General features: G+C 74.9%; 1 protein-coding gene. It reads left to right on the forward strand.

Annotated features, from left to right (window positions below):
• The coding region (locus IF43_RS0134775) for a type I polyketide synthase (protein ID WP_037891380.1) at positions 1-7644 on the forward strand (7644 nt) is incomplete at both ends.

The following is a 7644-nucleotide window of genomic DNA, read 5'->3' on the forward strand; positions in this document are numbered from 1 at the left end:
TGTGCTGGACGACGGTGTCCTGGACGCCCTGACTCCCGACCGATTCGAGAACGTACTGCGGGCCAAGGCCGACTCGGCGCGCAACCTCCACGAACTGACCGTGGAGCTGGGTATCGAGCTGTCGGCGTTCGTGCTGTTCTCCTCGATGAGTGGGACCGTCGGTACGGCCGGGCAGGCCAACTACGCCGCGGCGAACGCCTATTTGGATGCGTTGGCGGAGCAGCGGCGGGCGGCCGGTCTGGCCGCGACGTCGCTGGCGTGGGGTCCGTGGGCCGGGAGCGGCATGGCCGCCGACGACGCCCTCGACGCCCGGATGCGCAAGGGCGGCGTACCGCCCATGAACGCCGACCTCGCCCTCGTCGCGCTCCGGCAGGCCGTCGGTTCCGACGAAGCGGCCCTGACCGTCGCGGACTTCGACTGGTCGACGTTCGCACCCGCCTTCACGGTCGTACGGGCCGGCCGGTTCCTCGCCGACCTGCCCGAGGCCGTGGCCGCCACCGGCGGCGCGCCGTCCCCGGGCGACCGTACCGACCGCGCGGGTACCACGCTCGCCGCCCGCCTCGCCGACGTGGCCGAGGGCGAGCGCGTGGCGTTCCTGCTCGATCTGGTACGCGGCCTGGTCGCCGAGGTGCTGGGGCACTCGGGCGCCGAGGACGTCGAGTCCGCGCGGGCCTTCCGCGAGATCGGATTCGACTCGCTCACCGCCGTCGAACTGCGCAACCGGCTCGGCGCCGCCACCGGGCTGCGGCTGCCGGCCACGCTCGTCTACGACTACCCGACCCCGGCCGCGCTCGCCTCGCACCTCCTCGCCGAACTCGTCGGCACCGGGGCCGGCGCCGCCGGCCCCGCGGCTGCGGCCGCCGCCACCGCCGGCGCCGACGACCCGATCGCGATCGTCGCGATGAGCTGCCGCTTCCCCGGCGGGGTACGGACCCCCGAGGACCTCTGGCGACTGCTGGCGACGGGCACCGACGCGATCTCGGACCTCCCCCTCGACCGGGGCTGGGACCTCGACGCCCTGTACGACGCCGATCCCGGCGCGCAGGGCACCTCGTACACCCGTCAGGGCGGCTTCCTCTACGACGCCGCCGAGTTCGACGCGGACTTCTTCGGCATCTCGCCCCGCGAGGCCCTCGCCATGGACCCGCAGCAACGGCTGCTGCTGGAGACGTCCTGGGAGGCCTTCGAGCGCGCCGGCATCGACCCCGAGACCCTGCGCGGCAGCCAGGCCGGCGTGTTCGTCGGCACCAACGGACAGGACTACCTGTCCGTGCTCCTGGAGGACCCGTCCGGCCTCGAAGGCCACCTGGGCACGGGCAACGCCGCCAGCGTCGTCTCCGGCCGCCTGTCGTACGTCTTCGGCCTCGAAGGCCCGGCGGTCACCGTCGACACCGCCTGCTCCTCGTCGCTCGTCGCCCTGCACTGGGCGATCCAGGCGCTGCGCAACGGCGAGTGCGACCTCGCCCTGGCCGGCGGCGTCACCGTCATGTCGACGCCCGGCACGTTCATCGAGTTCAGCCGCCAGCGCGGGCTCGCCGCCGACGGCCGCATCAAGGCGTTCGCCGAGGCCGCCGACGGCACCGGCTGGGGCGAGGGCGTCGGCATGCTCCTCGTCGAGCGGCTCTCCGACGCCCGCCGCAACGGCCACCCCGTCCTCGCCGTCGTGCGCGGCTCGGCGGTGAACCAGGACGGCGCCAGCAACGGTCTGACCGCCCCCAACGGCCCCTCCCAGCAGCGCGTCATCCGCGCCGCCCTCGCGAGCGCCGGCCTGTCGGCCGCCGACGTGGACGCGGTCGAGGCCCACGGCACGGGCACGACGCTGGGCGACCCGATCGAGGCGCAGGCCCTGCTGGCCACCTACGGCCAGCAGAGGCCGGCGGGCCGCCCGCTCCTCCTGGGCTCGGTGAAGTCGAACATCGGGCACACCCAGGCCGCGGCCGGTGTGGCCGGCGTGATGAAGATGGTGCTGGCCATGCAGCACGGACTGCTGCCCCGGAGCCTCCACATCGACGCGCCCTCGAGCCGGGTCGACTGGGAGGCGGGCGAGATCGAGCTGCTCACCGAGGGCCGGGACTGGCCGGAGACCGGCCGCCCGCGCCGGGCCGGCATCTCGTCGTTCGGCTTCAGCGGCACCAACGCCCACACCATCATCGAGCAGGCCCCGCCGGCGCAGCCGGCGGACCCGGCGGACGAGACCCCGGCGCCCCGGCCGGTACCGGAGTCACTGCCCGTGCCGCTGCTGGTCTCGGCGAAGAACCGGGACGCCCTCCGCGCCCAGGCCGACGGCCTGCGCGCCCGCCTGCTCGCCGACCCCGCGCTCCGCCCGACCGACGTCGCCGCCGGCCTGGCCGGTGGCCGCACGGTCTTCGACGAGCGCGCGGCCGTGGTCGCGGCCGACCGTGAGGGTGTGCTGGCCGGCCTCGCCGCGCTCGCGGCGGATGACTCGGCAGCCGGTCTGGTCACGGGCTCCCCGGTCGGCGGCAGGCTCGCCGTCCTGTTCACGGGGCAGGGCAGTCAGCGCATCGGGATGGGGCGTGGGCTGTACGACGCCTTCCCGGCGTTCGCGGACGCGCTCGACGAGGCGTGCGCGCGGTTCGACGCCCGCCTCGCGCTGCCCCTGAAGGACGTCCTGTTCGGGGACGACGCGGAGCTGCTCGACCGGACGGAGTGGACCCAGCCGGCGCTCTTCGCCGTCGAGGTGGCGCTGTTCCGGCTCGTGGAGTCGTGGGGCGTGCGCCCGGACTTCGTGGCCGGTCACTCGATCGGTGAGATCGCCGCCGCACACGTCGCCGGGGTGCTGTCCCTGGACGACGCGTGCGCGCTGGTGGCGGCCCGCGGCCGGCTGATGCAGGCGCTCCCGGGCGGTGGCGCGATGATCGCGGTGGAGGCGTCGGAGGACGAGGTCCTCCCGCTGCTCTCCGAAGGTGTGGGCATCGCCGCGGTCAACGGCCCGCGGTCGGTCGTGGTCGCCGGTGACGAGGACGCGGCCGTCGCCGTCGCCGAGGCCTTCGCCGCCCAGGGCCGCAGGACGAAGCGGCTCACGGTCAGCCACGCCTTCCACTCGCCGCACATGGACGGCATGTCCGACGACTTCCGCGAGGTGGTGGCAGGCCTGTCCTTCGCCGCGCCCCGCATTCCGGTCGTGTCGTGCGTGACCGGCGCCGTGGTCTCGGACGAGATGGGTGCGGCGGAGTTCTGGGTGCGGCACGTCCGGGAGGGCGTGCGCTTCCTGGACGGCGTCCGCGCGCTGGAGGCGGCCGGGGTGAGGACGTACCTCGAACTGGGGCCGGACGGCGTGCTGTCCGCCCTCGGCCAGGAGTGCGTGCGGGAGACCGCGGCCGCCTTCGTGCCCGCGGTCCGCAGGGGCCGACCGGAGGCCGAGACGGCCCTGGCCGCCCTGGCCGCCGCCCACGTCCGTGGGGTCCCGGTCTCCTGGCAGGCCGTCCACGGCCCCGGTGCGGCGTGGGTCGACCTGCCGACGTACGCCTTCCAGCGCCGCCGGTACTGGCCCGAACCCGTACCGGCTCGGCCCTCCGCGGCCGCGACCGGAGCGTCGGGGGTGGACGGCTGGCGTTACCGGGTCTCCTGGAAGCCGCTTGCCGACGACACGTCGGGCGCGCCGCTGTCGGGCACGTGGCTCGTGGTCACCCCCGCGGCCGCCGGTGTGGACGACGCGCCCGTGGTCGCGGCGCTGGCCCGCCGCGGTGCGGACGTCAGTCGGCTCGTGGCCGGGGCGGAGGGCGTCGACCGTGGCGTGCCGGCGGGTCTGCCGGCCGATCTCGACGTCGAGGGTGTCACCGGTGTGGTGTCGCTCCTGGCCCTGGACGAGTCCGCCGGCGTCGTCGCCACGGCTGCTCTCGTCCAGGCGTTGGGTGATGCCGGAGTGGAGGCGCCGCTCTGGTGCCTGACCCGGGGCGCGGTGTCGGTGGGCCGTTCGGACCGGCTGGTGTCCGCGGTGCAGGCCCAGACGTGGGGTCTGGGCCGGGTCGCCGCCTTGGAGCTCCCCGGACGCTGGGGCGGTCTGGTCGACCTGCCCGAGACCTGGGACGAGCGCACCATGGCCCGCCTGGCGGGCGTGTTGGCCGGCGGCACCGGCGAGGACCAGGTCGCGGTGCGACCGTCCGGCGTCTTCGGACGCAGGCTCGTCCGTGCCGCGTCCGGAACGGGTGAGCGGGCGTGGTCGCCGTCCGGGACGGTCCTCGTGACCGGTGGCACGGGCGCGCTGGGCGGCCGTGTGGCCCGCTGGCTGGCGGGTGCGGGTGCCGAGCGGCTGGTGCTGACCAGCCGCCGGGGCCCGGATGCTCCGGGTGCTGCCGAACTGGCGGCGGAACTCGCCGGGTCGGGCGTGGAGGTGTCGGTCGTGGCGTGTGACGCCGCCGACCGGGACGCCCTGCGCGAACTGCTGTCCGCCGAGGCCGAGGGCTTGACCGCGGTGGTCCACACCGCGGGCGTGCTGGACGACGGCGTTCTGGACGCCCTGACCCCCGACCGTTTCGAGAACGTGCTGCGGGCCAAGGCCGACTCGGCGCGCCACCTGCACGAACTGACCGTCGAGCTGGGCATAGGCCTGTCCGCGTTCGTGCTCTTCTCCTCCGTCACCGGGACGTGGGGAACGGCCGGACAGGCCAACTACGCGGCGGCGAACGCCTACCTGGACGCACTCGCCGAGCAGCGGCGGGCCGCCGGGCTGGCCGCGACCTCGGTGGCGTGGGGTCCGTGGGCCGAGGGCGGCATGGCCGCCGACGCCGCCCTCGACGCCCGGATGCGCAAGGGCGGCGTACCGCCCATGGACGCCTCCTCGGCCGTGACCGCCCTCCAGCTCGCCCTCGACGCGGTCGACACCGTCGTCGCCGTCGCGGACGTGGACTGGGAGCGGTTCGCTCCCGCCTTCACGGCGGTGCGCCCCAGCCGGCTGCTCACCGAACTCCCCGAAGTGCGGGGCATCTTCACCCCCCGCGACGGGGCCGACGGCCGGGGAGCCACTCGAGGAGCCGGCGGCCGGGACTCCCTCACGCGCCGGTTGGCGGACCTCTCCGCCGCCGAACGGGACCGGATGCTGCTCGACCTCGTACGCAAGGAGGTCGCCGCGGTCCTCGGGCACACCGGTGCCGACAGCATCGCCGCGGCACGGGCGTTCAAGGAGCTCGGCTTCGACTCGCTGACCGCCGTCGAGCTGCGCAACCGGCTCGGCACGGCCACCGGGCTGCGCCTGCCCGCCACACTGGTCTACGACTACCCGACCTCCGCCGACCTGGCCGACCACCTGCGGGCCGAACTCCTCGGCACGGTGGCCGAGTCGGACGCGTCCCTCCCGACCCTCCGGGGCGACGACGACGATCCGATCGCGATCGTCGCCATGAGCTGCCGCTTCCCCGGCGGGGTCCGCACTCCCGAGGACCTGTGGGAGCTGCTGGCCGCCGGGGGCGACGCGATCGGCGCGTTCCCGGACGACCGCGGCTGGGACGCCGAGGAGCTGTTCGGGCCCCGGCTCGGGCAGGAGGCCTCGTACGCCCGCGAAGGCGGATTCCTCTACGACGTCGCCCAGTTCGACCCCGGATTCTTCGGGATCTCGCCGCGCGAGGCCGTGGCGATGGACCCGCAGCAGCGCCTGCTGCTGGAGACCTCCTGGGAGGCGTTCGAGCGGGCCGGCATCGACCCCACGTCGATGCGGGGCACCCAGGCCGGCGTGTTCGTCGGCACCAACGGACAGGACTACCTGTCCCTGGTGCTGAACTCCGCCGACGGCGGCGACGGCTTCATGAGCACCGGCAACTCCGCCAGTGTCGTCTCGGGCCGCCTCTCCTACGTCTTCGGACTCGAGGGCCCCGCCGTCACCGTCGACACCGCCTGCTCGGCGTCCCTGGTGGCGCTGCACCTCGCGGTGCAGGCGCTCCGCGGCGGAGAGTGCTCGATCGCCCTCGCCGGCGGCGTCACCGTGATGTCGACGCCCGGTGCCTTCGTCGAGTTCAGCCGTCAGGGCGGCCTCGCCGCGGACGGCCGGATCAAGGCCTTCGCGGCGGGTGCCGACGGTACGGGCTGGGGCGAGGGCGTCGGCATGCTGCTCGTGGAGCGGCTCTCCGACGCCCGGCGCAACGGTCACCCGGTGCTGGCGGTGGTCCGGGGCTCGGCGGTCAACCAGGACGGTGCGAGCAACGGTCTGACGGCCCCGAACGGTCCGTCGCAGCAGCGCGTGATCCGGGCCGCGCTGGCGAGCGCCGGCCTGTCGGCCACGGACGTGGACGCGGTGGAGGCGCACGGTACGGGCACCCGACTGGGCGACCCGATCGAGGCGCAGGCGCTGCTCGCGACGTACGGGCAGGACCGTCCCGCCGACCGGCCGCTGCTGCTGGGCTCGATCAAGTCGAACATCGGGCACACCCAGGCCGCCGCCGGCGTCGCCGGCGTCATCAAGATGGTCATGGCCATGCAGCACGGGGTGCTGCCCCAGACCCTCCACGTGGACGGGCCGACCCCGCACGTCGACTGGACCGCGGGCGACGTCGAGCTGCTCACCGAGGGCCGGGAGTGGCCCGAGACCGGCCGTCCGCGCCGGGCCGGCGTGTCCTCGTTCGGTGTGAGCGGTACGAACGCGCACACCATCCTCGAGCAGGCGCCGGCGGTGTCGACCGCCCCGGCCGCAGGGCCTGCCGGGTCCGACGGCCCCGGCCCGTGGCCGTGGGTCCTCTCCGGCCGCACCGAGCGGGCGCTGCGCGACCAGGCCGCCCGGCTCCTGGCGCACCTCGACGGACACGGCGGCCGGTCCGGGGACGAGGCGGTGCGCCCGGTGGACGTCGGCCTCTCGCTCGCGCTCGGCCGGGCGGCCTTCGACCACCGCGCCGCCGTCGTCGCGGGTGCACAGGAGGAGTACCGCGAGGCGCTGGCCGCACTGGCGGCGGGTGACTCCGCCGACCGGCTCAGCCGGGGCGTCGCGCGCACGGAACGGCAGGTGGCCTTCCTGTTCACCGGCCAGGGCAGCCAGCGCCTGGGCATGGGCCGGGAACTGTACGACTCCCACCCGGTGTTCGCCGACGCACTCGACGCGGTGTGCGCCCGTATGGACGCCCACCTGGAACTCCCCCTCAAGGAGGTGCTGTTCGGGTCCGACCGGGCCCTGATCGACCGGACCGCGTTCGCCCAGCCCGCGTTGTTCGCGGTGGAGGTGGCGCTGTACCGGCTCGTCGAGGGCCTCGGCCTGCGACCGGACTACCTGTCCGGGCACTCGATCGGCGAGATCACCGCCGCGCACGTCGCAGGGGTGCTGTCCCTGGACGACGCGTGTGCACTGGTCGCCGCCCGCAGCCGGCTGATGCAGGCGCTTCCCATCGGCGGAGCGATGATCGCGGTGCAGGCCGCGGAGGACGAGGTCCTGCCGCTGTTGTCGGAGGGTGTGGGCATCGCCGCGGTCAACGGTCCGCAGTCGGTGGTCGTCTCCGGTGACGAGGGCGCGGCGGTCGCGATCGCCGAGACGTTCGCGGCCCAGGGGCGCAGGACCAAGCGGCTCACGGTCAGCCACGCGTTCCACTCGCCGCTCATGGACGGGATGTTGGACGACTTCCGTGAGGTGGTGGCGGGGCTGTCGTTCGCCGCGCCGCGGATCCCGGTCGTGTCCTGCCTGACCGGTGCCGTGGTCACGGACGAGATGGC

Origin of the sequence: Streptomyces sp. NRRL S-87 (assembly GCF_000719335.1) — a bacterium.
In the GTDB taxonomy this organism is placed as follows: Bacteria; Actinomycetota; Actinomycetes; order Streptomycetales; family Streptomycetaceae; genus Streptomyces.